A 25,636-nucleotide genomic window follows, 5' to 3' on the forward strand; every position below is an offset into this window, starting at 1 on the left:
CATACACAAGCAAGCGCTCGGACCAAACCGCTCCAGGTCATAAAAACCTCTCGCCGGTTGAGCGCAAAACGTTGTCCCAGACAGCTTGAACGAGACGGCACGCGGGTTGTGGCGCATGACTAACCGGTCATCCGCGTCCGCAGAATGTTTGCGCGCAGGTGGTTTTGTGTCGACCACCCGGCATTGGGATTTGCCCCTCTCCCCCCGGCACCCTAGAATGCGCCGATGCGCGATGATCTCTCCCTTTTGCTGAACTCCCTCAACGATGCCCAACGCCAGGCCGTAGCGGCCCCCGTTGGCCGTCAGTTGGTCCTGGCCGGTGCTGGCTCCGGTAAAACCCGAGTGCTGGTGCACCGTATCGCCTGGTTGATCCAGGTCGAGAACGCTTCTCCCCATTCCATCCTGTCGGTGACGTTCACCAACAAGGCGGCTGCCGAGATGCGCCATCGCATCGAGCAGTTGATGGGCATCAGCCCGGCCGGCATGTGGGTGGGCACCTTCCACGGCCTGGCGCACCGCCTGTTGCGGGCGCATTGGCAGGAAGCGGGGCTGAGCCAGACGTTCCAGATCCTCGACAGCGACGACCAGCAACGCCTGGTCAAGCGGGTAATCCGCGAGCTGGGCCTCGATGAACAGCGTTGGCCGGCCCGCCAGGCCCAGTGGTTTATCAACGGCCAGAAAGACGAAGGCCTGCGCCCGCAACATATCCAGGCCAGCGGTGACCTGTTCCTGGCGACCATGCGCAGCATCTATGAAGCCTACGAGGCGGCCTGCTTACGCGCCGGCGTGATCGACTTCTCCGAACTGCTGTTGCGTGCCCTCGACCTGTGGCGCGATAACCCCGGCTTGCTGGCCCATTACCAGAAGCGCTTCCGGCATGTTCTGGTGGACGAGTTCCAAGACACCAACGCCGTGCAATACGCCTGGTTGCGCCTGCTGGCCAAGGGTGGCGACAGCCTGATGGTGGTGGGCGATGATGACCAGTCGATCTACGGCTGGCGCGGCGCGAAAATCGAGAACATCTACCAGTACTCCGAAGACTTCCCGGACGCGGTGACTATCCGCCTCGAGCAGAACTACCGCTCCACCGCCGGAATCCTGAAGGCCGCCAACGCCTTGATCGCCAACAACACCGGGCGCCTGGGCAAAGAGCTGTGGACCGACGGCGGCGAAGGCGAAGCGATCAACCTGTACGCCGCGTTCAATGAGCACGATGAAGCGCGCTATGTGGTGGAAACCATCGAAAGCGCGTTGAAAACCGGCCTGGCGCGCAGCGACATCGCTATTCTCTACCGCTCCAACGCCCAATCGCGGGTGTTGGAAGAAGCCTTGTTGCGCGAGCGCATCCCGTATCGCATCTATGGCGGCCAGCGTTTCTTCGAGCGCGCGGAAATCAAGAACGCCATGGCCTACCTGCGCTTGCTGGAAGGTCGCGGCAACGATGCGGCGCTGGAGCGAGTAATCAATATTCCGGCCCGTGGCATCGGTGAAAAAACCGTCGAGGCCATTCGCGAACACGCCCGCCATGCCGATGTGTCGATGTGGGAGGCCATGCGCCTGCTCATCGCCAATAAAGGCCTGACAGGCCGCGCAGCCGGCGCATTGGGCGTGTTTGTCGAGCTGATCGAGAACCTCGCGGCCAAATGCGCGGAAATGCCCCTGCATTTGATGACCCAGACCGTGATCGAACAGTCCGGGCTGATCGCCTACCACGAGGCGGAGAAAGGCGAGAAAGGCCAGGCCCGGGTAGAAAACCTCGAGGAACTGGTCAGCGCAGCCCGCGCCTTCGAAAACACCGAGGACGATGAAGAGCTGACCCCGCTCGCCGCTTTCCTTGGTCACGCATCGCTGGAAGCTGGCGATACCCAGGCCGACGAGCATGAAGACAGCATTCAGCTGATGACCTTGCACAGTGCCAAGGGCCTGGAATTCCCGTATGTGTTCCTGGTGGGCATGGAAGAAGGCCTGTTCCCCCACAAGATGAGCCTGGAAGAGCCCGGCCGCCTTGAGGAAGAACGCCGCCTGGCTTACGTGGGCATTACCCGGGCCATGCAGAACCTGGTGATGACCTATGCCGAGACCCGACGCCTGTACGGTAGCGAGACCTACAACAAGGTGTCGCGCTTCGTACGTGAAGTGCCGAAGGGGCTGATCCAGGAAGTGCGCCTGTCCAACAGCGTCAGTCGCCCGTTCGGCGGTGGTCAGCAGCAGAACTCCAGCACTATGTTTGCCGGCTCCGAGATCCCGGAAACCCCGTTCAGCCTGGGCCAGCAGGTCCGGCATGCGATCTTCGGCGAGGGCGTGATCCTCAATTTCGAAGGCGCTGGCGCCCAGGCGCGGGTGCAGGTCAACTTCGCCGAGGGCAGCAAGTGGCTGATGATGGGCTACGCGAAGCTTGAGGCGGTCTGAAGCCGATCGTTTGTGGCGAGGGAGCTTGCTCCCGCCGGCGTGCGCAGCGCGCCCGTTTTTGGGGCTGCTGCGCAGCCCAGCGGGAGCAAGCTCCCTCGCCACAATAAGCCCGCCTATGAAACACTGCGTAACATGAAGACTCATGGCTCGCCCTTGTTTTAGACGAGTATGGAGCCAATATCTGTAATAAGTCCTACAGACCATTCTGAATCGGTCCTACGTAAAAGCCCGAAACATTATGTCGCTAGCCACTGTCACGACACCTGTGCAACATGGCGCGCGTGCAATCCACAAATGGGAATTCCCTTTATGAAACGTTTTCTTAGCATCGCCATGGCGTTGTGCATCGGCTTGACGATGAGCCTCGACGCCAACGCCAAACGCTTCGGTGGCGGCAAAAGCATGGGCTCGGCACCGACCCACCAGACCAGCCAGATGGCTCCATCCGCCGGTGCCGGCGGTGCTGCGGCTACCGCAGGCGCGGCCGGTGCTGCGGGCGCTGCTGCCAAGGCCGGCGGTGCTTCGCGCTGGTTGGGCCCATTGGCCGGCATCGCCGCCGGTGGCCTGCTCGCCTCCATGTTCATGGGCGGCGGCTTCCAGGGCATGCAGATCTTCGACATCCTGATCCTGGCCGTTATCGCCTTTGTGATCTTCCGCTTTATCGCCGCCCGTCGCCGCAAGCAGCAGGAGCACCTGGCTCCGGCCGGCGCGCCGATGCAGCGTGAAGTGTTCGAGCAAAAACCGGCCATGGGTTCGATCTTCGGTGGTTCGGCAGCGCCTGCCGCCGCCCGTCCGGTGATCAACGCACCGGCCTGGTTCAACGAAGAGCGTTTCGTCGAAGCGGCCCGCAGCCACTTCCAGTCCCTGCAGCAGCACTGGGACGCCAACGAAATGGACAAGATCTCCGAGTTCGTGACCCCGCAACTGCTCGAGTTCCTCAAGCGCGAACGCGCCGACCTGGGTGACGCCTTCCAGTCGACTTATATCGACGACCTGCGCGTACAACTGGAAGGCGTGGATGATCGCGCCGACAAGACCATCGCCACCCTGACCTTCAGCGGTGTGTCGAAGACCTCGCGTTTCGACCAGGGCGAAGTGTTCAGCGAAAGCTGGAACATGGAACGCGCCCAGGGCGACAACCAGCCATGGCTGGTCGCCGGTATCCGCCAGAACGGCTGATACCTGCTCGTTTGAGCACGCGGTAACAAAAACCCCGGACATGTCCGGGGTTTTCTATTTCACGGTTGCACTTATAGCGAGCTACTGTATAAAACGCCCCTATAAACCGCGCCTACTAGCAAGAGGATCCCGGCCGTGGAAGAAATCATCGAACAACTGCGTGAAGCCAACGAACCGGTCCCGGTTCCTTTGGAGCTGCCTGACGAAGACCAACTGGTGGAAATCGAGGAACAACTGTTCATCGACATCCCGTTTGTGTTCCGCGAATTCCTGCTGACCGTCAGCGACGTGGTCTACGGCAGCCTTGAGCCGGTGACCGTCACCGACCCGCAATCCCACACCTATCTGCCGGATGTTGCCGCCAACGCCTGGGATGCCGGGGTTGATCGCAGCATGATCCCGATCTGCCAGGATGGCGACGATTACTACTGCGTCGAGGAAGACGGCACCGTGGTGCTGTGGTCCGCCGAGGAAGAACTGGTCCAGGAAGAGACCTGGGAGTCGGTGTGGCACTGGGCACGGGACGTCTGGCTGGAGAGCTGATTCCCAAACCCCGCTAGTGCTCCGGCGTATCCTTGTGGTTATCCAGCGTCTCCAGCAAGGCCACCTGCATCCGCGTATGCACGCGGATGAACCAGCGCCAGAGCACCGCCGCCACCGCCGCCGTGACTACCGCGATCAGCACCAGCAACTTGTTGGTCGGCAGAATACTGGCCGACAAGGCTGCCAACAGCAGGAAGATCACCAGCAGTGACAGGATGGGGATCAACTCTGCAATCACCCGCCGCACCCGCTGGGTATGCCGGCCCGCCATTTCCGGCTTCACGCTCATCTCGGCCAGCAACATCGACAACGCCTTGAGCTTGCGATACGCCGCAATCAGGAACGGCAGCGACAAGAGCAACGCCCCTCCCCAGATCAATGCCTTCTGCCAGCTTTGATCGCTGATCCAGCCTTCCAGATACCCACCGATGCGCGCCGCAAAAAAGCTTCCTGCGAAGAAGATCGCGATCACCAGCGCCAGGTTCACTCCTACTTGCAGCACGATCTTACGGATCATCGACGCCAGCATGGCGCCTTCGCCTTGAGGCTGAATACTGCGCAGCCATTCGCCATACATCCCGAATACCCGGCTCATGCGCTGGGGCATCACGGCGGCAATTTTCAACGACAGCGGGTCGGCACCGCGGATCAGGTAAGGCGTGAGCAAGGTGGTGATCGCCGAAACCGCCACCGCCACCGGGTAGAGAAAGTCGCTGGTCACTTGCAGGGTCATCCCCAGCGCCGCGATGATGAAAGAGAACTCGCCGATCTGTGACAGCCCCATGCCCACCCGCAGCGAGGTGCGGCCATCGTTGCCAGCGATAAACGCGCCCAGCCCGCACGACAGCATCTTGCCCAACACCACCGCCACGGTGATCACCGCAATCGGCCAGGCGTACTGCAGCAAGATCTGCGGGTCGATCATCAACCCAATGGCCACGAAGAAAATCGCACTGAACATGTCGCGCACCGGCTCGATCAGGCGCTCGATTTTAATCAGCTGGCGTGACTCGGCCATAATCGCACCGATCAGGAAGGCCCCCAGCACCATGCTGTATTCGAGCTTGACCACCAGCAGGCAGAAGCCGAAACACAGGCCCAACACGGTGATCAGCAGCATCTCGTTGCTTTCGAATTTGGCGACGTAAGCCAGCAGGCGGGGCACCAGCAGAATGCCAATCACCAGCGCAACAATCATGAACAACGACAGCTTGCCCACGGTGGAAAACACCTCGCCGGAGCTGACCGTGCCACTGACGGCGATGCTCGACAGCAAAGCAATGATGCCGATGCCCAGGATGTCCTCGACGATCAGCACGCCGAATATCAGCTGGGCGAACCGCTGGTTCTTCATCTTCAGGTCATTGAGCGCCTTGACGATGATGGTGGTCGAGGAAATCGCCAGGATCGCGCCGAGAAACAACGAGTCCATGGTGTTCCAGTCGAACCATTGGCCGATTTCGTAGCCGATCCAGATCATCAGGATGATTTCCAGGAACGCCGCGATAAACGCCGTGGCGCCTACCTTGAACAGCTTGCGCAGGCTGAACTCCAGGCCCAGGCAGAACATCAGGAAGATCACCCCCAGTTCTGCCAGGGTCTTGATCGTATCTTCATCGTGAATCAGGCCGAACGGCGGCGTGTGGGGGCCAATGATGAAGCCGGCAACGATGTAACCCAGCACCACCGGCTGCTTGAGGCGATGAAACAGAATGGTGACAACCCCTGCCACCAACATGATCACGGCCAGATCCTGGATAAAACTGATGGCGTGCATGGCGAAGGGCTCCTTGAAATGGCTGGCGCTTTCTCACTTTCCGCGTGTGCTACCGCTGAAAGAAAAGTCTGCCGTGATCGTAAGAAATGCCCGGAGATGGGCTTTTGAAGGTTAACACCGCGACTTCCGCCGGAAAGCCGGTGCAATATATGGAAACAGATCGACCCGCGCGTGACGGCAAGCCGTCCACTGGCGTCCCGTTAGGGATGGCGCTGCAAAGACCCCAGCACCCGCAGAGGTGCCCTACCCAACCAATGCCTACAACCCGTGAGTGTGCTATGGAACCCGGAAACGCCCAGCTGTCGATGACGGTATTGATGACCCCTGACATGGCCAATTTCTCAGGCAATGTCCACGGCGGCACCCTGCTCAAGTACCTCGACGAAGTGGCGTACGCGTGCGCCAGCCGTTATGCCGGCCGCTATGTGGTCACGCTGTCGGTAGACCAGGTGATTTTCCGCGAGCCGATCCATGTCGGCGAGCTGGTGACCTTTCTCGCGTCGGTCAACTACACCGGCAACACCTCGATGGAAGTGGGCATCAAGGTGGTGACCGAGAACATCCGTGAACGCTCAGTGCGTCATACCAACAGTTGCTTTTTCACCATGGTGGCGGTGGACGACCAGCGCAAACCGGCCGCCGTGCCACCCTTGCAGCCGCACAACAGCGAAGACAAACGCCGCTTCGTACAGGCCCAGCAGCGTCGGCAGATTCGCCAGGAATTGGAAAAGCGCTATCAGGAAATCAAGGCCGACGCGCCTTGAATTCCAAGCTGCGAACCGGATCAAATGTGGGAGGGGGCTTGCTCCCGATAGCGGTGGATCAGTCTCGAACATGCTGACTGACACACCGCCATCGGGAGCAAGCCCCCTCCCACATTGGTTCTGTGTGCTTACAGGCTGATCGGCGTGGCCTCGAACCGCACGCGGGGATGGGCAATGCGATCCTGCGCCCGCACCAGTTCCAGTTCATAACTGGCGCAGGCCTGGGTCTCCAGCAGCACCTCGTGCACCGCTGCGGCGGTGAATTCGAAGGCCGCCACCAGGCTATCCCCCAGCAGCACCCGCGCCAGGAACAACCCTGACGTCAGGTCGCCCACACCCACCGGCTGGCGCGGGAATGCCAGCAGCGGCCGACGCAAGTGCCAACTGCCATCGGCCGTCACCAGCAGCATCTCGAAGCCGTCCGGCAGCTTGCCGGGGTAATCCAGATGCTTGACCAGCACCGCCTTCGGCCCGCGCGCCAGCAGGGCTTTGGCCATCGCCAGGCAATCGAACAGCGATTGCGGCTTGCGCCCGGCAAAGCTGTCCAACTCCAGTTGGTTGGGGCACAGGAAATCCGCCATGGCCGCCGCCTCGTTCAGCAGGAAATCACTGACTTCCTGCGGCACGATGCAGCCTTTTTCAGGATGGCCCATCACCGGGTCGCACAGGTACATCGCCTTGGGATTGAGCGCCTTGATGCGCGCCACGCCGGTAAGAATCGCACGCCCCTGATCCGCACTGCCGAGGTAGCCGGACAGCACTGCATCGCAGTTACCCAACTCGCCGATGGCTGCGATACCTTCCACCAATGCCGGAATCTGCTGCGGCGCCAGCACTTCACCTGCCCAGTGGCCATACTGTGTGTGGTTGGAGAACTGCACTGTGTTGAGCGGCCATACATTCACCCCGACCCGCTGCATGGGGAACACGGCGGCGCTGTTTCCGGCGTGGCCGAAAACCACATGAGACTGGATCGCAAGCAGATGGGGTGTGCGTTTCATGCAGGAGATGTCCATAAAGCCGTTGAAATTCTGGCCGCGCAGTATGCGACTAAACGCAGCCTGTACGACAGACCGGCGACACAGTTAAGCTGCGCTCACTTTGTTGGAGTTCATGCAATGCTGACCCTGGGAAACATGTTCGTGTTGATGCTGCTGGCGACCGGCGCCGCTTGGGTCTGGCACAACCATGGCCTGCGCGAGCGCGCGTTGGAGCGGGTCAAGCAGCACTGCGCCAAGCTCGATATCGAACTGCTCGATGGCGCGGTGGCACTCAAACGCATCGGTTTCGTGAAGGATGCCAAGGGTCGGCGCCGGTTGGCACGGGTCTACAATTTCGAGTTCACCGTGACGGGCGAGGCTCGCCACAGCGGCACCATTACCCAATTTGGCGCCCACAGCGCGCAGATTGAATTGGCGCCCTACCCGTTCGAAGCCAAGGAGCCGCTGCCCAGCGCCAACGTCATCGAGCTGAGCCAGTGGCGCCAGGACCACGCAACCAAGAACCGTCAGTAACGGCAGGCAGCCAGAGCGGCCTGCAATGCCGCCACGTTCTGTGGTGCGCTGAAGATCAATTCGATACGTGAATCGCGGCGCCATTCGCTGGGCTGCCAGACGAGTGGACTGTTATCCACAGCGTTGGCGGACATCCACGCGTCACGGCTGTGGATAACAAGTTTGGCGCGACGCCATTGCAGACTCGTCAGCCATTGGCTCACTCGTTCCAGGTCAAATCGCTGGCTCGGATGCCAGCGCCAGCCGATGCTCCAGCCACCTTCCTCGGCCTGGCTCAAGCAGATCGGCAACGTGGGGTCGCTCCAGATCGCCGGCATTTGCGCTAAGCCTTGGGGCACCGCGAAGTTATCCACAACCCCGCCAGCCTGGGCTTTCAAGCCAGGCAAGTGTTCCAGAGGCAACTGAGCCTGGCGCGTCCAATAGAGCGCGCTGCCAGATAACCGCTGCTCAATAGCCTGGCGTTGCGCAGCGTCCAGCGCCTCATCCTTGTTCAACACCAGCAAGCCGGCACCGGCCAGCGCCTCCTGCTGCGCTTGCGGCAAGGGTTTGCCCGCTGCCAGGGCCTGGGCGTCCAGCACCAGCACCCAGGGCTGAACCGCCAGCACGCCTTGCCATGGCGCTTCGCCTAACTGTTTGAGCAACTGCGCCGGATGGCCCAGGCCCGACGGCTCGATAAACAGCCGATCCGGCTTGGCCTTACGCAATAACCGACCCAGGCCTACCTGGAACGGCGCGCCATTCACACAACACAGGCAGCCACCCGCCACTTCGCCCAAGGCAATGCCATCGTCAGCTTGAGTGAGCAAGGCCACGTCCAGGCCGATCTGCCCGAACTCGTTGATCAGCACCGCCCAGCGCTCGTTGGCCGGGCGTTGGGCAAGCAGGTGTTTGATCAGGCTCGTCTTGCCGGCGCCCAAGGGCCCGGCAATCACATGGGTGGGAATGTTCTGCAGCATGGGTTGGCATCATTCAGACCGTGTAGAGCGCTTGATCCTACGCGTTTATGCAAGCCAATCCAGTGTGAGGATCAAGCGACGCTCATTGGCTTTCAGTGCAGGTGAGCGGTGAATGAGGCCATGGTCTTCGTTGCCATGCCATTTGGTGCCCTTGAGCAGGGCCACCTCTCCACAGAGAATTTGCTCGATGCGCTCGGTGGGCTCTGCGTCGGGCTGGCTTAATCGTCGGCGGTCCATGACGCCTTCGCGCAGCCATTGGCTGCCGACGCCAGCGTAGGTGGTGATCAGCCGCACAGGCACATGGTCGACGTGAAAACGCGGGCACATGGCCCTGTCCAGCAGGCGCAGACGCACGCCGATGCGCCTGGCGCCCAGCAGGCAGGCGAATGCGCTGACCAGCCAGGACACGTCGGCGATAAAACCGTCATAGCCTTCAAGATCGCGGCAATGGGGCGCCAGCCCCTGCAGGTTCGGCGCGCTGTCTTCGCGGTCCAACTCGATAACTAGTGCTTCGGCCAGCGGCTCATCGAGCGCCACGACCAAGGCGGCGAATTCGGCGATGTGCAAGGGTAATTGGCGCTGCCACAGCGCCAGGTTCACGCCGTCTTCCAGGATGTCAGCCAGCGCCAGCGGGGTTTGCCCGCGGGTTTGGCGAACCACCGGGCGCAGGGGAGTAAGCGGGGCCAACATCAGGCGACTGCCTCTTCATACCAAGGGCCAAAGGGATCGGCCAACTGGCGCCAAGCTTCGATGCCCAGGGCCATTTCTTCATCCGTGAGCAAGCATTGGTCCAGCTCGGCGCGCATCTGCGCAAAGTCGATGTGCTGGCCGATAAACACCAGTTCCTGACGGCAATCACCGGTGCTCGGTTGCCAGTTGTCCATGATCGCCGCGACACTTTCTGCGTCTTGCGGCCACTGGCTTTTCGGCACGAAACGCCACCAGCGCCCGGCAAAGCCATGGCGCATCAAACCACCGGCCTGGGACCAACTGCCGGCGTCCTGGTGTTTGCTGGCCAGCCAGAAGAAGCCTTTGGAACGCAGCAGTTTGCCATTCACCCACGGGCGGTCGATAAAGTCGAAAAACCGCTGTGGGTGAAACGGACGGCGCGCACGGTAAGCGGTGGACGCAATGCCGTACTCGTCGGTTTCCGGCACGTGTTCACCGCGTAACTCCTGCAACCAGCCCGGTGCCTGGGCAGCCCGTTCGAAATCAAAGCGGCCGGTGTTGAGGATCTGGTTCAGCGGCACTTGCCCCATGACCATCGCAATAATTTGCGCCTGGGCGTTGAGGCGCTCAAGGATGGCCATCAGTTCTTCGCGCTCGTGACTGCTGATCAGGTCGATCTTGCTGACCAGTATCACGTCGGCGAATTCGATCTGTTCGATCAACAGGTCGGTGATCGAGCGCTCGTCCTCCTCGCCCAAGGTTTCCCCACGTGAGGCCAGGCTTTCTGCGGCTTGGTAGTCGAGCAGGAAATTCACCCCGTCGACCACTGTGACCATGGTGTCCAGGCGTGCGACATCCGCCAGGCTCTGCTGGTTTTCATCGCGAAACGTGAAGGTTTCGGCCACAGGCATGGGTTCGGAGATGCCAGTGGATTCGATCAGCAAGTAATCGAACCGGCCTTCCCTGGCGAGCTTGCCGACCTCTTCGAGCAAGTCCTCGCGCAGGGTGCAGCAGATGCAGCCGTTGCTCATCTCCACCAGCTTTTCTTCAGCGCGATTAAGGGTGACGTCGCGCTGCACCTCACTGCCGTCGATGTTGATTTCGCTCATGTCGTTGACGATCACCGCCACCCGCAGGTTTTCGCGGTTGCGCAGTACATAGTTAAGCAGGGTGCTTTTGCCGGCGCCGAGAAAGCCGGACAACACGGTGACGGGTAGACGGTTGGGCATCGGTTCGCTCTCATCAGGCTGCCCGGTCGAGCCAGGCTTTGTTTTTATGTTATAGTATAACAATGCAAATAAGCCAACCCTCCTTGCTCTTCGCGATTTGCGCCCTGTTATCAGCAGTGGCAGGACCTGCCTGTGCCCAACCCCCAAGCCTGCTAGCCAACTGCACCCGCAGCGCCAACCTGCTGGCCTGTGTCGACCCGCTGGGCAACGCCTATAGCGTGGCGACCGTTGGCAGCACCACGTATCTGCGCGGGTTCGAAGTGATCGGCAAACGCTACTGGGCACAAACCAACAGCCGCTATGGGCAACTGACGTTCTTTACCGGGTTGGCATCGGACGGTGAGGCGTGGGTTGGCTACACGCGGCGCGTGGGCTGGACCACCCTTAACCGGTTCTCCAGTTCGGGTGGCGCCAGCGCCAGGTTCACCTGCAGCCGAATGACCGGCTGTTAGACCTGGTTGTTCTTCTGCTCCTGCACCCAGGCCATGTAGCTGTTCATTGGCGGGTTCTTCTCGAAGTATGTTTTCAGCCCGTTGAACAAGCCGTCCGCCACAGCCTGTTGATGGCGCGCCGTCACCAGCCGCTGGGCGTCCTGGGTGTTGGAGATAAACCCGGTCTCGACCAGGATCGACGGCACGTCGGGCGATTTGAGCACCGCGAAGCCAGCCTGCTCCACACGCTTCTGATGCAAGCTGGTGATGTTTTGCAGGCTGCCCAACACCGCGCTGCCCAGTTGCAGGCTGGAGGCGATGGTGGCGTTCATCGACATGTCGAGAATCACGCCCGCGAGCATCGGGTCCTTGTCCTTCAGGTTGAGTAACGTCGTGGCGCCCAGCAGGTCCGCACCGTTTTCGCGCTGCGCCATGAAACGCGCGGTTGCCGAGGTGGCACCGCCCTCGGACAACGCGTACACCGATGCCCCCGATGCGGTGAGCCTGGGTGCCGCGTCGGCATGCACCGAGATGAACATATCGGCTTTGTGCTGGCGGGCGATGTCCACGCGCTTGCGTAAAGGCACGAAAAAGTCATCGTTGCGCACCAGCTTTACATCGAAACCCTTTTCGCGTTTCAAGCGTTTAGCCAGCAACTGGGCAATCGACAACACCACATCTTTTTCCCGCTGGCCTTTGGAGCCGATGGCGCCGGGGTCTTTGCCGCCATGGCCAGGGTCGACCACCACGATGATGTCGCGCCTGGGGTGAGCTTTATCCACCGGCGCGATCAATGGCGCAGGCTCAGCGGCGATTTGACGAGGCGCCGAGGTGGCGCGAGTCAGGTCGAGTACCAGGCGATGACCCTGACCTTCCTGGGGCGGCAATAAAAAACTGTTAAGCTGCATCGGTGCGGCCAGGTCCAGCACGATGCGGGTGTCGTCCTTGCCGAAATGCCCGGAGCGAATCGAGGTAATTCCACTGTTTTTCAGCACCAATTGCGAAAAGTCACCACTGAGCCCGGCGCCGCTCAGGTCGATGATCACGCGTTCCGGGGCAGCCAGGGAAAACGTCTTGTATTGCACCGGGCCGCTGAGGTCGAACACCAGCCGCAGCTTATCCTCCGAACGCCACAGGCGCGCATTGCGGATTTGCGTGGCGCAGGCCCCCAGCGGCAAGGCGAACAAGGGGCTGACCAGCAGCAGGTTGAGGAGCTGACGTCTGTGCATGACCTATACCGCAAATAAAGGAGCGTCCCTGCTCGACGTGACTGAAGAAAGGCTGGGGCAGAAATTTCATCGTCGAAGCGATTGTTATACTATAACATGTCGAATTATTTCCGACGATGGACCTGCTTATGAATGCGCTGACTCTGCCGGATATCGCCACGCAGGCTTCACGCCAAGCCTTGCCACTCGACTGGGTGGGCATGTGCGGCATCGCCTTGCCGGTTCTGCTCGAGGGCCAACGTCTGCCTGCCACCGCCGATGCAGGTGTGAGCCTGGACGATGGCTTGGCCCGTGGTATTCATATGTCACGCCTGTACTTGGCACTGCAGGCGTTCGACCAGCAACCGCTTACGCCTGCACTTCTGCGTAATGTACTGCAGCGCTTTCTCGACACACATGAAGATTTATCTAACAACGCCTACCTGCGGATCCACACCCATTTACTGTTGAAACGCCCCGCCCTGGTCAGCCCACTGGACGGTTGGAAGCGCTACCCGGTAAGCATCGAGGCACGTCTGGAAAACCAGATGTTCCACGTGGAACTAAAAATTGACGTTGCTTATTCCTCGACCTGCCCGTGTTCCGCTGCCCTTGCCAGGCAATTGATTCAGCAGCAATTTCTCGAAGATTTCGCCAACACGCCATTGCGGCATGCAGACGTGTTGACCTGGCTCGGCAGCACCAATGGCATCGTTGCCACGCCCCACAGTCAGCGCAGCAGCGCACAGCTGCATGTGCAACTGCAAGGCGACCAATTGGCCGTCATCGATTTGATCAACGCTGCCGAAGCCGCGCTCGGCACCGCTGTGCAAACCGCAGTGAAGCGAGCCGACGAACAAGCCTTCGCCCTGGCCAACGGGCAGAACCTGATGTTCTGCGAAGACGCCGCCCGCCGCCTGAACCTCGCCTTGAAACGCTCGGATGCGGTCAAAGCCTTCCACCTCAAAGTGATCCACGCTGAAAGCCTGCACGCGCACGATGCCGTGGCTGAAAGCCGTTGGACGAGACCCTCCCCATGATCATCTGCAACGCTTTGCGCTGGGGCGCCCCGGGCCAACCGCTGACCCCCGCCGTGGATTTCACCCTGGCAAAGGGCAGTCTCACTGGCGTCATCGGCCCCAATGGCTGTGGCAAAAGCAGCCTGCTCAAAGTCATCGCCGGCCTGCAAAAGCCGCTGGCGGGGACCGTCAGCGTCGCTGTTCCACGCCGTGGCGGCTTGGCGTTCCTGCCTCAGCAGCAACACCTGGACCGCCAGTTCCCCATCAGCCTGCAAGAACTGGTTGCCGCCGGATTCTGGGGCACCCGGCTCACACCACCGCAACGCAGCGAGCGCCTGCAAACCGTGCTGGAAGACTGGTGCCTCAGCGGCCTGGAGCAACGCCCATTGATGGCGCTGTCTGGCGGCCAGCTGCAACGTGCCCTGCTCGCCCGCATGAGCCTGGCCGACGCACCGGTCCTGCTGCTCGACGAACCTCACGCGGCCCTCGACGAAGAAGGCCAGGCGCTGTGCTGGAAACACATTCACGCCTGGCACGAAGCGGGCCGCACGCTGATGGTGGTCTGCCATGACCTGGCCTCGGTGCGCCACCACACTCCGCATGTGCTGCACATCAAAAGCACCGGCTGCGCGCTGGGCCCGAGCAAAGAGCTGATCCGCCCACAACCGCAACTGCAGGTGGCCTGATGCACTTTGCTGCTCACTTGTGGATGCCCTTTGTCGACTTCGTCTTCATGCGCCGCGCGCTGATCGGCGGCCTGGTACTCGCCTGCAGCACGGCGCCGCTGGGCGTGTTTCTGATCCTGCGGCGCATGAGCCTGATCGGTGACGCCGTGGCCCACGGCATTCTGCCCGGTGCCGCCCTGGGCTTCTGGTTCGCCGGGTTGAGCCTGCCGGCACTGACTATCGGTGGCCTCGGTGCGGGCCTGAGCATGGCCGGACTATCCGCCTGGATCACCCGCCGCACCGGCCTGCGTGAAGACGCCAGCCTTGCCGCCATCTACCCCATCTCCCTCGCTGCCGGCGTGCTGATTCTGGGCATCGCCGGCAAGCGCCTGGACCTTTTGCACCTGCTGTTCGGCTCGGCCCTGGCCGTGGATGAGACCACCCTCACCGGCATGCTCTGGGTCTGCGGCTTGAGCCTGATCGCCATGGCGCTGATCTACAAACCGCTGCTGCTCGACACGCTCGACCCGCTGTTTCTGCAAACCGTCAGCCGCCTCGGCCCGCTCGCCCACGGGCTGTTCCTGACCCTGGTGGTGCTGAACCTGGTCATCGGTTTCCAGGCCATCGGCGCCTTGATGGTGGTTGGTTTGATGATGTTGCCGGCCATCGCTTCGCGCTTCTGGAGCCGGCGCCTGCCGGTGCTGATCGCAGTATCGGCCGTGCTGGGATGCCTGTCGGTGTGGCTGGGATTATTGCTGTCGTTCTACTACTCACTGCCCAGCGGCCCGGCCATCGTGCTGGTGGCGGGCGCCGGGTATGCGTTGTCCGTGGTTTTCGGTCCGGTGCACGGCTTGCTGCGCCGCCCGCCCTTGCTTACATCCCAATGAGGTGTTTTCCGATGCGCGCTCTACTTGTGCTGTTCAGTCTGCTGTTGCCCCTCTCGATGGCCCAGGCCGCCGATAAACTCCAAGTGGTCACCAGCTTCAGTATTCTCGATGACATCACCCACCAGATCGGTGGCGATCATATCCAGATCAGCAACATGGTCGGCCCGGACGCCGACGCCCACACCTACGAACCCACGCCGGACGACGCCAAGGCGTTGCTCAAGGCCAGACTCATCATCAAGAACGGCCTAGGCTTCGAGCCTTGGCTGGACCGCCTGGTGAGCAGCACCGAGACCAAGGCCATGGTGGTCACCGCCAGCAAAGGCGTGATCTCCCACACCATGGACGAGGACGGCGAGACCATCCCGGACCCACACGCCTGGCACAATCTGGCCAACGCCGAGATTTACGTCAACAACATCACCAAGGCCCTGGTGACCGCCGACCCGGCCAACCAGGCGGACTACCTGCGCAACAGCCAGGCCTACGTGAAAGAAATCCACCGCCTGCTGGCCGAAGCCAAGGCCAAGTTCGGCGCACTGCCGTCGGGTAACCGCCGTATCGTGACCTCCCATGACGCCTTCGGTTACCTGGGCCAGGCCTATGGCATCCAGTTCCTCGCGCCACAAGGCTTGTCCACCGAGCGCGAGCCGTCAGCCGCCGAAGTGGCCGCGCTGATCACTCAGATCCGCCAGGACAAGGTCAAGGCCGTGTTCATGGAGAACATCAAGGACTCACGCCTGCTCAAGCAAATTGCCGACGAAAGCGGCGCACAAATCGGCGGCACGCTGTACTCCGACGCCCTCGCCGCCGAAGGCCCGGCCAGCACGTTTCTTGGGCTGTTCGAATACAACCTCAATACCTTGTGCGCGGCTCTGGGCACACCATGATTCGCAATGCCTGATGGTTCTGCGTCAAGCGCGAGGTTTGACCGTACCGCAATCGTTGCCCAGCCATTGCGCGTGAGTGTCCAGGCTACCCTTTTGCTGGATGCCGGTGGCATTGAAGGTGCCGTTGACGGTGGTGGTGAATTCTTTCTGGCTCTGGAAAGTCGCCACGCCTACGCCTTGGGCTTTCGGGCAACTGAAGCGGAACTTCCATTGGTTGCCGGTCTTGTCGGTGACTTGCTGTTTGCAACCCGATTGCGGGTCCGTCAGGGGGATGGAATCGGACGCGACCTGAGCCGGCGTCAGGCACACCTGCACGCCTTTACCGGCCATGGTGATGCCTTGTTTTTCCAGCATGGCGCGCTGTTCGGGGGTCATCTGCTGCTTCAGCTGACCGAGGATCAGTGACAGGTCCGGCAGGTCCTGGTTATCGACTTTCATATTGCTGGTAGTCAATTCCCACAAGCCCGGCGCCAACATCTGTGCCTGTGCTGCCACCGGCAGCGACAAACCAACAACCATGGATAAACAGAGCAGACGAGCATTCATCGGGTAACTCCTGGGCAATTGTGGGCGTTAGACGCCGCAAAGGTGCCAGTGTTGCACGGCAAATAAAATAGCGACATTCACTGTGGAACATGGTCTGTTAAGCACTGGACTGCCCGGAGTAATGTCGTTCATGGATTTTTTTGGCCCGCACCTGCTCGCCTACTTCATCGCCACGCTGCATTTTCTCGGGAGCCTCGCCGCGATCCATGCGGTACTGACCGTCAGGACCGCCCAAGGCTCGATTGCCTGGGCGTTGTCGCTGATGTTCATGCCTTACCTCACACTGATTCCCTACCTGATTTTTGGCCGCAGCACCTTCGACGCCTACATCCAGGCGCGTCGCCAGGCCAACCAGGAAATGCACACGGCCATCGCCGAATTGAACTGGCGCCCCTGGGTCGAGGAGGCGCTGGCCGCGCGCAATTCCAATGCCTACGCCTCTTTGCGCGCCATGCCCAAATTGGGCCGCATGCCCTGTCTGGCCAATAACCAGGTGCAGTTGCTGATTAACGGCGACGCCACCTTCAGCGCAATCTTCGAGGCCATCCGCAGCGCAAAAACCGCTGTGCTGTTCCAGTTCTTCATCATTCATGACGATGAACTCGGTCGCCAACTGCACAGGTTGCTCACGGCAAAAGCGGCCGAAGGCGTGGATATTTACGTGCTCTACGACCGCATCGGCAGCCACGCCCTGCCCCATCGTTATGTGCAGTCGCTGCGCGACGCGGGTGTCAACGTCAAAGCCTTCGCCACCCGCAGCGGCTGGCTGAACCGCTTCCAGGTCAACTTTCGCAACCACCGCAAGATCGTGGTGGTGGACGGCATCACCGGGTTCGTCGGCGGGCACAATGTGGGCGATGAATACCTCGGCAAAAAGCCGCCCTTGTCGCCGTGGCGCGATACCCATGTGCAGGTCACCGGCCCGGTGGTGGCGTGCTTGCAAGAGTCGTTTGCCGAAGACTGGTTCTGGGCCGCACGCCAACTGCCACCCCTGATTCTGCCGGACGCTTACCCCGAGAATGGCGTGCTCTGTCAATTGCTCGCCAGCGGCCCGGCCGACGCGTATGAAACCTGCTCGCTGTTTTTCGTCGAGGCCATTCACGCCGCGACCGAACGCGTGTGGATCACAAGCCCGTATTTCATCCCCGACGAAGCCGTATTCGCCGCCCTGCGCCTGGCGGTCTTGCGCGGGGTCGACGTACGCCTGTTACTGCCATCGCGCCCTGATCACCGCATCGTCTACGCCGCCTCCAGCCTTTACGCGATCGAAGCGGTACGCGCTGGCGTGCGGGTGTTCCGCTATACGCCAGGCTTTCTGCATCAGAAGGTGGTGCTGGTGGACAGCGAAATCAGCGCCATCGGCAGCGCGAACATGGACAACCGTTCGTTCCGGCTCAATTTCGAAGTGATGTTGCTGACGGTCGACGAAGCGTTCGCCAAAGAGGTGGAGCGGATGCTGCTGGACGACTTCGCCCTGGCCCATGAAGTCAGCCAGGAGGAAAGCCGCGAAACCCGGCGCCTGCAACAGCTGGGCATGCGCGTGGCGCGCTTGATCTCGCCGATTCTCTAACAAACACCACTGTAAAAATGTGGGAGGGGGCTTGCTCCCGATGGCGGTGTGTCAGCCAGCTAATGGGTAGCTGATAAACCATCATCGGGGGCAAGCCCCCTCCCACATTTGGTCCTTCAGTGGTCTGAAGAAACGGGTCAGCGGTAGATATCCTCCCGCGTCCACGGCAGTTCATGGCTGCCATCGGCATGGGGTTTCACCGCCAGGATCTGATGCAGGTTGATCCAACCCCGCGCAAAGGCATAGGCGCAACCCGCCAGGTACAGGCGCCAGATACGCAAGGCGTGCTCCGGCACCATCTTCGCCGCTGCTTCGAGGTTGTCCTCCAGGCGCTCGCTCCAATGGTCCAGCGTACGGGCGTAGTGCAGGCGCAGGCTTTCGACGTCCACCACTTCCAGCCCGACTTCGCTGATTTCGGCCGTCATCATCGCCAGGTGCGGCAGCTCGCCGTTGGGGAACACGTAGCGCTCGATAAAGTCCCCGGCGCCACGGCCCACGGGACGGCCGTCGGTGTGTTTGGCAGTAATGCCATGGTTCATCACCAGACCGCCCTCACGCACGGCGCCGTGCAGAATCTGACAGTATTGCGCCAGGTTGGCGTGGCCGACATGTTCGAACATGCCCACGCTCACCACTTTGTCGAAACGGCCGTCCTGAGGCAGGTCGCGGTAGTCGAGCAGCTGCAGGTCGACCTGGTCCTCCAGGCCTTCGGCCTTCACCCGCTCCTGGGCCAGGGCCAGTTGTTCCTTGCTCAAGGTAATCCCAAACACCTTGACCCCGAATTCCCGCGCCGCAAACCGCGCCAGCCCGCCCCATCCACATCCCACATCGAGCAGATACTCACCCGGCTGCAGCCGCAATTTGCGGCACAGATGGCGGAATTTGTCTTGTTGGGCCTGGTCGATGGACTCGCTGCCGGTTTCGAAATAACCGCAGGAATACACCATGTCCTGGTCCAGCCATAGCTGGTAGAACTCGTTGGACAGGTCGTAATGGTAGGAAATGGCCGCCGCGTCGGTCGCCTTGTCGTGGATCGAGCGCACCGGCCGAGGGCCGTCGTCGTCTTCGATCAAGGCGTGACTCAACTCGTCACATACCCTGATCACCTCGGCAATGGAGCCTTCCAGCTCCAGTTTGCCCTCGACGAAGGCTTCGCCCAGGGCGTCGAGCGTGGGATGGGTCAGTTGTGAGACGACCGTAGGGTCCTTGACCACGATGGTCACACTGGGCTCGGGGCCCAGGTTGAATTCATGGCCGTCCCAGAGTCGAAGACGCAGCGGTAGCTGAAGATTCTGTAAGGCCGGTGGAAGTTGCGCGAGCATGAGTAGTCCCCCCTTGTTTCAGACGTCTGCTGTGAGGGTAGACCATCCAAAATAAAGTAGGAAGCTATCGATTAAATAACTGCCTGCCATTAAGCCCGACGCTCGAGCAACCCGTCCTGGATCCACTGTTTCAACCATGTGGCCGCTTGCAGTGGCGCACCCTCTTCATAAGTGACTGCCAACTCGACGCACAGTTCTGAAAAGTTCCAGCTGCTGGCGGTCATGCCTATCAGGGCGTGGGCTTCGGCGGGCTCGAGACTGCGATAACGACACAGGTTCTGATGGCGCCACACCAGGCAGACCTGCGCCAGGTCCAGCGCCTGGCTGCCGGGAAAGTCCGATTCATCCTTATTGGCCCGCCAGATGCCCAGCGTGTTGAAACGGCACGTTAGCTGCTGCACTGAAGGCACCAGCGATACGCGCAATGCCGGCCAGCCTTCAGGCGCCAGTTGCGCCATATGGTCGAGGGTCAGCGGCTCGCCCGCAGGCGCGTCGAATGCCAGGGTGAATGTCCACTCCAGCCGCGCCAGTTCCGCCAGCGGGGCACTTTGTTCGGCCATCAGGTGCTCAAGAATAAACCCTGCAAAACGCTCACCCAGCCACCGCAGGCTGTAATGGGCCGAGGGATAACGACGAATATACGCTTGGCTCAGCGCGGCAAATTCATCATCGCCCAGCCAATACCGGATGGCGGCAAAGTCGTGACGTAATACGTCCTGCAATCGGGACAGGTAGGCGTTGTGATAAATCGCCAGGCCCGTGTCCACATCCAGCGTCGGCCCGCCAAGCAAGGTGGCGGCAAAGCCACTGTCGGCGGTGCAGGTTTCAGACAGCAGATGTGCCTCGAACGCCCGTTGCCAATCGATCAAGCGCATAGCGACCGCCTGGCCAACGCAGTGGCACCCAGTTCCCGGGCCTTGTTCAATTCAGCCAGCAGCACTTCGAACGGCGGGAAATGATCGTCGCGCTCCAACAGCGTCGAGACCGGCCCCAGATGTTCCAGCGTGCGCTGATAGAGCGCCCACACCGGATCGCACACCGACTGATCGTGGGTATCGACCACGTAGTCGCCGTGGTCCCTATGCCCCGCCAGATGCAGCTGGCGAATGCTTTCAGGCGGCAGGTTGCGAATGAACGTCCAGGCATCGAATCCGTGATTACGCGAGCTGACGTACACATTGTTCACGTCCAGCAGCAATTGGCATCCGGTCAGATGCGCCAGGGCGTTGAGAAACTGCCACTCGGCGAATTCATCGGCCTTGGAGCGCACATAGCTGGAGACGTTTTCCAGCACCAGCGGGCGTTGCAACACGTCCTGCACCTGAAGCACGCGTCCGGCCACGTGGTACAGGCTTTCTTCGGTGTACGGCAGGGGCAGCAGGTCATGCAACTGGTGTGCGCTGCCACGGCTCCAGCACAGGTGATCGGAAATCCAGGCTGGCTGGATGCGCTCGGCCAGGGCCTTTATCTGCTTGAGATAAGCGGTGTCGATGGCATGGGGCCCGCCGATCGATAACGACACGCCGTGCATCACCAAGGGGTAGCGTTCGGCTATGGCGTCCAGGTAATACAAGGCCTTGCCGCCCTGCACCAGATAATTCTCGGAGATCACTTCGAACCAATCCACTGCAGGGGATTGGGCAAGGATCTGTTCATAGTATTCGTGACGCAAACCCAGGCCGTAACCCAGGGAGGGAAGAGAACGGGTCATCATGCGCTCCTGGAAAGTGTCCGCAGCGGCGCGAGGTCCGCTGCGGTTGCACTCGCGTGTCGGTTACTCGCCGACTTTGCCACCGGCCTTGTCGCACTCAGCCTTGGTCATGGCCTTGAAGCCGTGGCCCTTGCACTCCGCCTGGCCTTTGCAGGCGTTTTCAGCGGTTTTGCAATCGTTCATGCCTTTGCAGGACGTGACACCGTAGCAATGAACCGGAGCGTCGGCGGCCTGTACCTGGGTGGCGACGCCGGCAAACATGGAGGCCGCAGCGATAGCCAGGGCAGCACCGGAAACGGCGTGTTTGATATTCATTGTGTAGTCCTCATCGGTCAGTGGTGATGCCGGTCTGAGCGGATTGCCCAGTCTCGACACACCACTAGAGTGAGGCGCCCTTTTAGCGTTACAGCCCGGTACGAAGTTTTCTGAAATTATTCGTCAAGCTTCAACAGCGGCTCCTGAAAACGCAGCAATCGCCCGGCGTTACCCAGTACCAGCAAGGTGCTGAGGTTATGCAACACCGCTGCGATCATGGCTCCGGCGGCGCCCAGCCAGCCGAAGGCGGCGAACACCACGATGGCCAGCGTCCAGCCCAGGCCGATGATCACATTCACCTGCAAGGTGTGCCGGCACTGGCGGCTCAAGCGCACGCAGGTGCCCAGGCGGCGCAGGTCGCTGCCGATCAACACCACGTCTGCCGAGGCCAGCGCGATATCGGCACCGCCCGCGCCCATCGCCACGCCGACCACACCGGCTTTGAGGGCAAGGGAGTCGTTGATGCCATCCCCCACCACCATCGGCCGGAAACCGCTGCCGATCTCCCCCAGCACACGGTTGAGTTTGTCTTCCGGCAGCGCTTGGGCCTGGACCTCAGCGATGCCCACATTCACGGCCAGGCTGTCGGCCACGCTCTGGCGGTCGCCGGTGAGCAGCAACTGGCGACCCAGGCCCAGCTCGCGCAGTTCCTGCAGGGCCTGGCGCGCCTCGGGTTTGACGCTATCGGCCAGCAGCAGCCAAGCCAGGAACTGTCCGTTCAGCGCCAGCCCGGCAATCGGGCCGTCATGGTTGGGCACGGCGGTCGTGGCGATAGCCAGTTGCTCGAACAGTTCGGGACGGCCCAGCGCCGCTTCGCCCTGTTCAGTGTGCGCAACGACACCGAGTCCCTGGCGCTCGCGAATATCGGTCAGCACCACGCGCTGTTGCTGTGTCGCCAACCCCGCCAATGCACGGCTGACCGGATGGCTGCTGGCCGCACCGAGGCTGGCCGCCAGGTTGAGCAAGGCCTGGCGATCGGTAGACGCGGTTTCGATGGACTGCAGGCGCAAGGTGCCGAAGGTCAAGGTACCGGTCTTGTCGATAACCAGTGAAGTGAGGTCCGCCAGCTCTTCCAGAAACGCCGAGCTGCGAATCAGAATGCCGTGCCGTGCAGCGACCGCGATCCCGGCAATTGCGGTAGCCGGCGCCGACAACACCAACGCACACGGGCACGCCGCCACCAGCACGGCCAGCATCGCCTGGGCGTCGTTGGTGACGAACCAGGTGACCGCCGCCAACAACAGCACCAACACCATGTAGCTACCGGCATAACGCTCCAGCAACCGGGTGATCGGTGGCTTGGAACGCTCGGCGTTCTGCATCAGCGCAATCACTTTGCCCAGGGTCGACTCATTGCCCGTGCGCGTCACTTCAAAGCGCAACAGGCCGTCCAGGTTGATCGCCCCGCCAAACACCTGCACGCCCACGCTGGCTTCCAACGGTACCGATTCACCGGTGATCGGCGCCGTGTCCAGGCTGGCCTGGCCCGACAGCACCACGCCGTCGGCCGGCACGCGGTCGCCGGCGCGCACTTCGACCACATCGCCGGTGTTCAGCGTGCCGTTATCCACTTCGACAATGCTGCCGTCAGCCTGCACCCGGCGCGCATGGCTGCGCGTGAGTTTACCCAGCGCGTGGATCGCTTCCTGGGAACCGATCACGCTGCGCTCTTCAAGCACATGCCCGAAAATCATGATGATCGGCAGCAGCGCTGCGGTCAGCAGATCGCCAGTGGCCCAGGCGCCGATCATCGCCAGCGCGATCAATTGGTCAGTGATGCCATGCAGGCTGGGATAGCGCAGGCTGCACCAGGCCGAACGCATCACCGGCACGGCCACCAGCAGCGAGGCCACACCGAGCAGCAGTTGGCTGACCCCGCTCTGGTCCGCCGCCAGCCAGCGCCATACCAGGCCTAATACGAGTAAACCCAAGGCCAGCATGGCCAGGGTCAATTGCCGGGCGGCGCTGCGCTGCTCGGCGGAGGTCAGCATGGGTGCGCTCATTGTTCGGCTCCCGGAATGATCAAACGGGAGTCGTCTTTAGGATCGACCGTGGTGACGGAGCCGGCCTGGCCCAGAATCTTCGGCAGGCGCTCGCGGTACAGGCGCAGCAACAGGCCCGGGTCTCGGACTTGCGCCAGGCTGGTGACGGCAGCGGTCTGCGCCTGGGCATTGGCCAGGCGTTCACTGGCCTGGGCATGGGCGACTTGCACCTGGCGGTCAGCCTCCTGGTTGGCGGTCTGGGTGAGTTTTTCCGCATCGGTACGCGCGTTGGCCACCGCCTTGTCGGCTTGTTGACTGGCGGTGAGTACCGCATTGAAAGCGTTCACCGCCGGGCCCGGCAGGCTCGATTGCACATCGACCCGTGTCACTTCGATGCCCAGGCCCAACCCGCTGGCAGTCAACTGCGCCAAGCGCTTATTGATGCCTTGCACCAGGTCGCCGCGCAGTTTTTCGCGGCGCTCGGCGGCGCCGTTGTCGGCGCCGATCAGCTCGGGGCGCGCGACCAGGATGGTGTCCAGGTCCCGCGCCGCCGTCAGGGCCACCGCGCTGCGGGTCACCAAGCGGTCCAACGCCGGCAGCACATGCTCGCCCTGCAACACAAAGGCATAGGGCTCGGTGACCTTGTAGAACACCCGCACATCCAACTGCACGATCCCGGCATCGCCGGTCAGCAAATAGCCGGAACCGGCCAGCGTATCGCTCAGGGGTGTGGCGAAACTGGCCACGCGGTCAGCCTGCACGGCCGCCTCAGAACGCAACAGGTTCTCCACCCGACGCTCGATCACCCGGTCTGCCGCCGGCAACAGCACCACCTGCTCGAACGGTTGCGGCCAGGCCAGCAGCAGCCCGGCGTTCTGAATCCGGTCGAGGGCGCCGAAGTGCAGCACCATGGCGCGGTTCTGCGGGTCGATCTGGCGCACATTGGAAAACGCCCAGGCCAGCGCCGCCAACACGGTGACCGCGTACAGCGCCAGGAACGTCAGGCGCCCGGCCTGGATCCAGGGGCTGTCCGGGCTGTCACGCTCACTCATGGCTGCACATCCCTGGGCCCATCCACCAGCGCGCGGAACGGCGCGGCATCGGTGCGCAGGATGATTTTGGTGCCCGGCGTCACCACGGTGCCCAAGGTATCCAGCGAGCGCAGCAGGTTGTACAGCTGCGGATTACCCGCGTAGGCGCGTCCATAAATCTGCGCTGCTTCAACCCGCGATTGCGCTTCGATATCAGCGGCTTTCACCGTGGCATCGGCTTGCATGATCCGTGCATCACGTTCGGCCGCCGAGCGGATCTGCGCCGCCTCACGCTTGCCCACGGCGGTGCGCTCGGTGGCGATGGTTTCACGTTCGGCGCGCATGCGGTCGACCGTGGCGGTGAGGGTCACCGACGGCAACGTCAGCCGTTCGACACCGACCTGGGCGACGCGTACGCCATAGGTGGCCAGCAATTGCTGATCGATCTGCTGGCGCAGTTGGGCTTCGAAATCGGCGATGCGCACCTGGTTGGCGTCGGTATTGATCAGGCTGGACAGGTCAAAACTGGCCGCCGTGGTTTCCAGCGCCGAACCGACGAAGGTACGGATCTGCCGCGCCGCTTCATCCGGCTGGTTCTGCACCGCGCGCATGAAGCGTTGCACATTGTCGGTATCGCCCTGCACCTGCCACGCTACGTAGGCCTGCACGATGATCCGCAGGCCATCGCGGGTGCCCACATCCTGCAACCCGCTGGAGGTGGTGCGCAGGCGCAGGTCAACCGGAATCGCCGCTTCAAACGGCGCCGGCCAGCGCCAGCCCAGGCCCGGTTTCAGCAGCACCCGCACAGGGTTGCCGAAACGGGTAATCACCGTGGCCTCGCCGGAGCGCACCTGCACCAGGCTCGCCGCCGCGATGGCAAACAGCACCAGCACTACCGCCCAGGCCATACGCCGCCAGGGGAAAGGGCTGTCTGCCTGTTCATCGCCATGATGGTGATGGTGGCCGTGATGATGGTGATGACCGTGATCGTGAGAATGAGCGCTCAACAGACAGACTCC

25 protein-coding genes are annotated in these 25,636 nt (G+C 61.8%); 11 read left to right on the forward strand and 14 right to left on the reverse strand.

What is annotated here, in order from left to right:
- The first annotated feature begins 225 nt into the window (after positions 1 to 225).
- From uvrD to C4J91_RS27180, 3 genes are all read left to right on the forward strand, one after another.
- The gene (gene uvrD / locus C4J91_RS27170) at positions 226 to 2,409 is read left to right on the forward strand and encodes a DNA helicase II (protein WP_124365038.1); all 2,184 of its coding nucleotides are present in this window, start codon (positions 226 to 228) and stop codon (positions 2,407 to 2,409) included.
- A 309-nt stretch (positions 2,410 to 2,718) separates the two neighbouring features.
- Entirely contained in the window at positions 2,719 to 3,588 is an 870-nt protein-coding gene (locus C4J91_RS27175; protein WP_124365039.1) for a Tim44 domain-containing protein, read from the forward strand.
- A gap of 135 nt (positions 3,589 to 3,723) precedes the next feature.
- Positions 3,724 to 4,131, forward strand: coding sequence for an SMI1/KNR4 family protein (locus C4J91_RS27180; RefSeq protein ID WP_078735291.1), 408 nt, complete (start codon positions 3,724 to 3,726; stop codon positions 4,129 to 4,131).
- Positions 4,132 to 4,144: 13 nt separating this feature from the next.
- Here the strand turns inward: C4J91_RS27180 and C4J91_RS27185 are convergent, their stop codons facing one another.
- The gene (locus tag C4J91_RS27185) at positions 4,145 to 5,908 is read right to left on the reverse strand and encodes a cation:proton antiporter (protein ID WP_065936464.1); all 1,764 of its coding nucleotides are present in this window, start codon (positions 5,906 to 5,908) and stop codon (positions 4,145 to 4,147) included.
- A 278-nt stretch (positions 5,909 to 6,186) separates the two neighbouring features.
- Between C4J91_RS27185 and C4J91_RS27190 the strand changes: the two genes are divergently transcribed.
- On the forward strand, positions 6,187 to 6,672 hold the full coding sequence (locus tag C4J91_RS27190; RefSeq protein ID WP_034110411.1) for an acyl-CoA thioesterase: 486 nt from the start codon (positions 6,187 to 6,189) through the stop codon (positions 6,670 to 6,672).
- Between the two features lie 128 nt (positions 6,673 to 6,800).
- Here C4J91_RS27190 and pdxY read toward each other — a convergent pair whose 3' ends face one another.
- Entirely contained in the window at positions 6,801 to 7,673 is an 873-nt protein-coding gene (gene pdxY / locus C4J91_RS27195) for a pyridoxal kinase PdxY (RefSeq protein WP_124365040.1), read from the reverse strand.
- Positions 7,674 to 7,790: 117 nt separating this feature from the next.
- Between pdxY and C4J91_RS27200 the strand changes: the two genes are divergently transcribed.
- Positions 7,791 to 8,186 carry a DUF3301 domain-containing protein gene (locus C4J91_RS27200; protein ID WP_124365041.1) on the forward strand — a complete coding sequence of 132 codons (396 nt, stop codon included), beginning with the start codon at positions 7,791 to 7,793 and terminating at the stop codon, positions 8,184 to 8,186.
- On the opposite strand, the gene C4J91_RS27205 is transcribed toward C4J91_RS27200, so the two are convergent.
- Genes C4J91_RS27205 through zigA form a run of 3 tightly spaced genes read right to left on the reverse strand, consistent with a single transcriptional unit; the run spans position 8,180 to position 11,040 of the window.
- Positions 8,180 to 9,142, reverse strand: a complete 963-nt coding sequence (locus C4J91_RS27205) for a GTP-binding protein (RefSeq protein WP_124365042.1) — start codon at positions 9,140 to 9,142, stop codon at positions 8,180 to 8,182. The genes C4J91_RS27200 and C4J91_RS27205 overlap by 7 nt on opposite strands.
- Positions 9,143 to 9,187: 45 nt before the next feature.
- A complete protein-coding gene (locus C4J91_RS27210) occupies positions 9,188 to 9,832 on the reverse strand; it encodes a DUF1826 domain-containing protein (RefSeq protein WP_124365043.1) in 645 nt (214 codons plus the stop codon).
- Positions 9,832 to 11,040, reverse strand: a complete 1,209-nt coding sequence (zigA, locus tag C4J91_RS27215; protein WP_124365044.1) for a zinc metallochaperone GTPase ZigA — start codon at positions 11,038 to 11,040, stop codon at positions 9,832 to 9,834. The genes C4J91_RS27210 and zigA overlap by 1 nt, the downstream gene beginning before the upstream one ends.
- Before the next feature lie 62 nt (positions 11,041 to 11,102).
- Here zigA and C4J91_RS27220 point away from each other — a divergent pair, with 62 nt between their 5' ends.
- Positions 11,103 to 11,492, forward strand: coding sequence for a glutamine synthetase (locus C4J91_RS27220; RefSeq protein ID WP_372237998.1), 390 nt, complete (start codon positions 11,103 to 11,105; stop codon positions 11,490 to 11,492).
- Here the strand turns inward: C4J91_RS27220 and C4J91_RS27225 are convergent.
- Entirely contained in the window at positions 11,489 to 12,700 is a 1,212-nt protein-coding gene (locus C4J91_RS27225; RefSeq protein WP_124365046.1) for an N-acetylmuramoyl-L-alanine amidase, read from the reverse strand. The genes C4J91_RS27220 and C4J91_RS27225 overlap by 4 nt on opposite strands.
- A gap of 128 nt (positions 12,701 to 12,828) precedes the next feature.
- Between C4J91_RS27225 and folE2 the strand changes: the two genes are divergently transcribed.
- Genes folE2 through C4J91_RS27245 form a run of 4 tightly spaced genes read left to right on the forward strand, consistent with a single transcriptional unit; the run spans position 12,829 to position 16,140 of the window.
- Positions 12,829 to 13,719: a GTP cyclohydrolase FolE2 gene (folE2, locus tag C4J91_RS27230; RefSeq protein ID WP_124365047.1), complete on the forward strand. Its 891-nt coding sequence runs from the start codon at positions 12,829 to 12,831 to the stop codon at positions 13,717 to 13,719.
- Positions 13,716 to 14,384 carry a metal ABC transporter ATP-binding protein gene (locus C4J91_RS27235; protein ID WP_124365048.1) on the forward strand — a complete coding sequence of 223 codons (669 nt, stop codon included), beginning with the start codon at positions 13,716 to 13,718 and terminating at the stop codon, positions 14,382 to 14,384. Before folE2 ends, C4J91_RS27235 begins: the two co-directional genes overlap by 4 nt.
- The gene (locus C4J91_RS27240; protein WP_124365049.1) at positions 14,384 to 15,250 is read left to right on the forward strand and encodes a metal ABC transporter permease; all 867 of its coding nucleotides are present in this window, start codon (positions 14,384 to 14,386) and stop codon (positions 15,248 to 15,250) included. The genes C4J91_RS27235 and C4J91_RS27240 overlap by 1 nt, the downstream gene beginning before the upstream one ends.
- An 11-nt stretch (positions 15,251 to 15,261) precedes the next feature.
- Entirely contained in the window at positions 15,262 to 16,140 is an 879-nt protein-coding gene (locus C4J91_RS27245; protein ID WP_124365050.1) for a metal ABC transporter substrate-binding protein, read from the forward strand.
- Positions 16,141 to 16,164: 24 nt separating this feature from the next.
- Here C4J91_RS27245 and C4J91_RS27250 read toward each other — a convergent pair whose 3' ends face one another.
- The gene (locus C4J91_RS27250) at positions 16,165 to 16,686 is read right to left on the reverse strand and encodes a DUF3617 domain-containing protein (RefSeq protein ID WP_065933659.1); all 522 of its coding nucleotides are present in this window, start codon (positions 16,684 to 16,686) and stop codon (positions 16,165 to 16,167) included.
- Positions 16,687 to 16,816: 130 nt separating this feature from the next.
- Between C4J91_RS27250 and cls the strand changes: the two genes are divergently transcribed.
- Positions 16,817 to 18,256 carry a cardiolipin synthase gene (gene cls, locus C4J91_RS27255; RefSeq protein ID WP_124365051.1) on the forward strand — a complete coding sequence of 480 codons (1,440 nt, stop codon included), beginning with the start codon at positions 16,817 to 16,819 and terminating at the stop codon, positions 18,254 to 18,256.
- A gap of 137 nt (positions 18,257 to 18,393) precedes the next feature.
- Here cls and cfaB read toward each other — a convergent pair whose 3' ends face one another.
- The 7 genes from cfaB to hflC all read right to left on the reverse strand — a co-directional run bounded on the left by cfaB (position 18,394) and on the right by hflC (position 25,627).
- The gene (gene cfaB, locus C4J91_RS27260; RefSeq protein ID WP_124365052.1) at positions 18,394 to 19,578 is read right to left on the reverse strand and encodes a C17 cyclopropane fatty acid synthase CfaB; all 1,185 of its coding nucleotides are present in this window, start codon (positions 19,576 to 19,578) and stop codon (positions 18,394 to 18,396) included.
- An 89-nt stretch (positions 19,579 to 19,667) separates the two neighbouring features.
- On the reverse strand, positions 19,668 to 20,453 hold the full coding sequence (locus C4J91_RS27265; protein ID WP_124365053.1) for a DNA-binding domain-containing protein: 786 nt from the start codon (positions 20,451 to 20,453) through the stop codon (positions 19,668 to 19,670).
- Positions 20,444 to 21,289: a DUF692 domain-containing protein gene (locus C4J91_RS27270; RefSeq protein WP_124365054.1), complete on the reverse strand. Its 846-nt coding sequence runs from the start codon at positions 21,287 to 21,289 to the stop codon at positions 20,444 to 20,446. The genes C4J91_RS27265 and C4J91_RS27270 overlap by 10 nt, the downstream gene beginning before the upstream one ends.
- A gap of 63 nt (positions 21,290 to 21,352) precedes the next feature.
- Entirely contained in the window at positions 21,353 to 21,604 is a 252-nt protein-coding gene (locus C4J91_RS27275) for a hypothetical protein (RefSeq protein ID WP_124365055.1), read from the reverse strand.
- 116 nt (positions 21,605 to 21,720) lie between these two features.
- The gene (locus tag C4J91_RS27280; protein ID WP_124365056.1) at positions 21,721 to 23,607 is read right to left on the reverse strand and encodes a cation-translocating P-type ATPase; all 1,887 of its coding nucleotides are present in this window, start codon (positions 23,605 to 23,607) and stop codon (positions 21,721 to 21,723) included.
- Positions 23,604 to 24,638 carry a protease modulator HflK gene (hflK, locus tag C4J91_RS27285; RefSeq protein ID WP_124365057.1) on the reverse strand — a complete coding sequence of 345 codons (1,035 nt, stop codon included), beginning with the start codon at positions 24,636 to 24,638 and terminating at the stop codon, positions 23,604 to 23,606. The genes C4J91_RS27280 and hflK overlap by 4 nt, the downstream gene beginning before the upstream one ends.
- The gene (gene hflC / locus C4J91_RS27290; RefSeq protein WP_164484603.1) at positions 24,635 to 25,627 is read right to left on the reverse strand and encodes a protease modulator HflC; all 993 of its coding nucleotides are present in this window, start codon (positions 25,625 to 25,627) and stop codon (positions 24,635 to 24,637) included. Before hflC ends, hflK begins: the two co-directional genes overlap by 4 nt.
- Positions 25,628 to 25,636 lie beyond the last annotated feature (9 nt).

It is taken from the genome of Pseudomonas sp. R3-52-08 (assembly GCF_003851745.1).
Classification (GTDB): Bacteria; Pseudomonadota; Gammaproteobacteria; order Pseudomonadales; family Pseudomonadaceae; genus Aquipseudomonas.